The following is a 2,651-nucleotide window of genomic DNA, read 5'->3' as shown; positions in this document are numbered from 1 at the left end:
GATGTTTTGACTGGCATACCGCATTCGCGAGCAAGCCCGCTCCCACAAGGGGAATGTATCCATTCAGGAAAGTCGGGTGGGCACAAACAACAAAGCCGCCCGAAGGCGGCTTTGTTGGTTGGATCACTTCGCTTACTGATTAGCCAGCTTGTGTTCCAGGTAGTGAATGTTCACACCACCTTCGCAGAAGCCTTCATCGCGAACCAGATCCCGATGCAGCGGGATGTTGGTCTTGATGCCGTCTACCACGATTTCGTCCAGTGCGTTACGCATACGGGCCATGGCCTCGTCGCGGGTGGCGCCCCAGGTGATCAGCTTGCCGATCAGTGAATCGTAGTTGGACGGAACCTTGTAGCCGCTGTACAGGTGCGAATCCACACGTACGCCGTTGCCGCCGGGCGCATGGAAATGCTTGACCAGGCCAGGGCTTGGGATAAAGGTTTTCGGGTCTTCGGCGTTGATCCGGCACTCCAGGGAGTGGCCGTGGATCTTCACATCATCCTGGGTAAACGACAGCTTGTTGCCAGCGGCGATGCTCAGCATCTCCTTGACGATGTCGATACCGGTGACCATTTCCGAAACCGGATGCTCTACCTGCACACGAGTGTTCATCTCGATGAAGTAGAAACGGCCGTTCTCGTACAGGAACTCGAAAGTGCCCGCGCCACGGTAGTTGATGTCGATGCACGCCTTGACGCAGCGAGCCAGTACTTCCTGGCGAGCAGTTTCATCCAGGCCTGGTGCCGGCGCTTCTTCCAGTACCTTCTGGTGACGACGTTGCAGCGAGCAATCGCGGTCGCCCAAGTGGATGGCGTGGCCCTGGCCGTCGGACAGTACCTGCACTTCCACGTGACGTGGGTTGGTCAGGTACTTTTCCAGGTAGACCATCGGGTTGCCGAACCAGGCGGCCGCTTCGGAGCGAGTCTGCTTGGCGGCTTCGATCAGGTCTTCTTCCTTGTGTACCACGCGCATGCCGCGACCACCGCCGCCGCCGGCGGCCTTGATGATCACCGGGTAACCGACTTCGCGACCAATGCGCAGGGCGGTTGCCTCGTCTTCAGGCAGCGGGCCGTCGGAACCTGGAACGGTTGGCACGCCGGCTGCGATCATGGCGTCCTTGGCCGATACCTTGTCGCCCATCAGGCGAATGGTTTCGGCTTTCGGGCCGATGAAGGCAAACCCGGATTTCTCTACCTGTTCGGCGAAATCGGCGTTTTCGGCGAGGAAGCCGTAGCCCGGGTGAATACCATCGGCGCCAGTGACTTCAGCGGCGGCGATGATGTTCGAGACTTTCAGGTACGAGTTCGTGGCCAGTGGCGGGCCGATGCAGATGCTTTCGTCCGCCAGTTTCACGTGCATCAATTCGGTATCGGCCGTCGAGTAAACAGCGACGGTCTTGATGCCCTCTTCCTTACAGGCGCGCAGGATACGCAGCGCGATCTCGCCGCGGTTGGCGATCAGGACTTTTTGCAGTTTCTTCGCAGGTTTCAACATCGAAGGCGCTCCGCGGTTCAAACGATGGTGAACAGCGGCTGGTCGTACTCAACCGGCTGACCGTTTTCTACCAGGATGGATTCGATGACGCCGGCTTTTTCAGCCGTGATGTGGTTCATCATCTTCATCGCTTCAACGATGCAGATGGTGTCGCCCACTTTCACGGTTGCGCCGACTTCAACGAAGGCTGGCGAGGTCGGTGCCGGGGTGCGGTAGAAGGTACCGACCATTGGCGACTTGACCACGAAACCGTTCAGTTTAGGTGCAGCAGGGGCTTCGGCAGCAGCAACCGGAGCAGCCACTGGCGCAGCGGCCGGAGCCGGCGCTTGCATCTGAGGTGCGTAGAACTGTTGGGCCGGGGTCTTGCTGTGACGGCTGATCCGTACGGATTCCTCGCCTTCCTTGATCTCCAGCTCGTCGATACCGGATTCTTCCAGCAGTTCGATCAGTTTCTTAACTTTACGGATATCCATGAATCATCAACTCCCAAAGGGTCGGTCAGGGGCGCTTGGCCGTGTCTTCAAGCTGTTCCAGGGCGGCCTCCAGGGCCAGTCGGTAACCGCTGGCGCCAAGGCCGCAGATCACTCCTACCGCAACGTCGGAGAAGTAAGAGTGATGGCGGAAAGGTTCGCGTTTGTGCACGTTCGATAAATGCACTTCGATGAATGGGATGCTCACCGCCAGCAGCGCGTCACGTAATGCAACGCTTGTGTGCGTAAAAGCGGCGGGATTGATCAGGATAAAGTCCACGCCTTCGCTGCGCGCGGCATGGATACGATCAATCAGTTCGTACTCGGCATTGCTTTGCAGGTAGAGCAGATGGTGGCCGGCATCACGTGCCCGTCGTTCCAGATCGAGGTTGATCTGTTCGAGGGTCACTGACCCGTAGACGCCCGGTTCGCGGGTGCCGAGCAGGTTCAGGTTGGGTCCGTGAAGAACCAGTAAGGTCGCCATCGGCTGTTCCTTGTTATTGATGTGGGCACGGTAGAACCCGGCGACTATGCCGCAAAGGCTTTGTGACTGTCCAGTTCTATGCAGTAGGCAGCACGATTAGCGAGGATTGCGCAAAATATGTGACCGCAAGCCTGAATCCGGTCAGTGTGGGAGCGGGCTTGCTCGCGAAGGCGGTGGTTCAGCCGGCACATGCGTTGGCCGGT

The 2,651-nt window shown here is 58.6% G+C and carries 3 protein-coding genes; all 3 read right to left on the bottom strand.

Annotated elements, in window-relative coordinates; all coding sequences use genetic code 11:
- Positions 1-132: 132 nt before the first annotated feature.
- The 3 genes from accC to aroQ are packed head-to-tail and all read right to left on the bottom strand — an operon-like array spanning position 133 to position 2,448.
- Positions 133-1,494, bottom strand: coding sequence for an acetyl-CoA carboxylase biotin carboxylase subunit (accC, locus tag SNL23_RS02335; protein ID WP_076017979.1), 1,362 nt, complete (start codon positions 1,492-1,494; stop codon positions 133-135).
- Positions 1,495-1,511: 17 nt separating this feature from the next.
- Positions 1,512-1,967, bottom strand: a complete 456-nt coding sequence (gene accB / locus SNL23_RS02330; protein ID WP_076017978.1) for an acetyl-CoA carboxylase biotin carboxyl carrier protein — start codon at positions 1,965-1,967, stop codon at positions 1,512-1,514.
- 25 nt (positions 1,968-1,992) lie between these two features.
- Complete coding sequence (aroQ, locus tag SNL23_RS02325) at positions 1,993-2,448, bottom strand: type II 3-dehydroquinate dehydratase (RefSeq protein WP_017478426.1); 456 nt, start codon at positions 2,446-2,448, stop codon at positions 1,993-1,995.
- Positions 2,449-2,651: the final 203 nt, after the last annotated feature.

It is taken from the genome of Pseudomonas sp. SED1, from assembly GCF_034044025.1.
In the GTDB taxonomy this organism is placed as follows: Bacteria; Pseudomonadota; Gammaproteobacteria; order Pseudomonadales; family Pseudomonadaceae; genus Aquipseudomonas.
The sequence above is the reverse complement of the archived record's forward strand: the minus strand, read 5'-3'. Positions and strand labels throughout refer to the sequence as shown.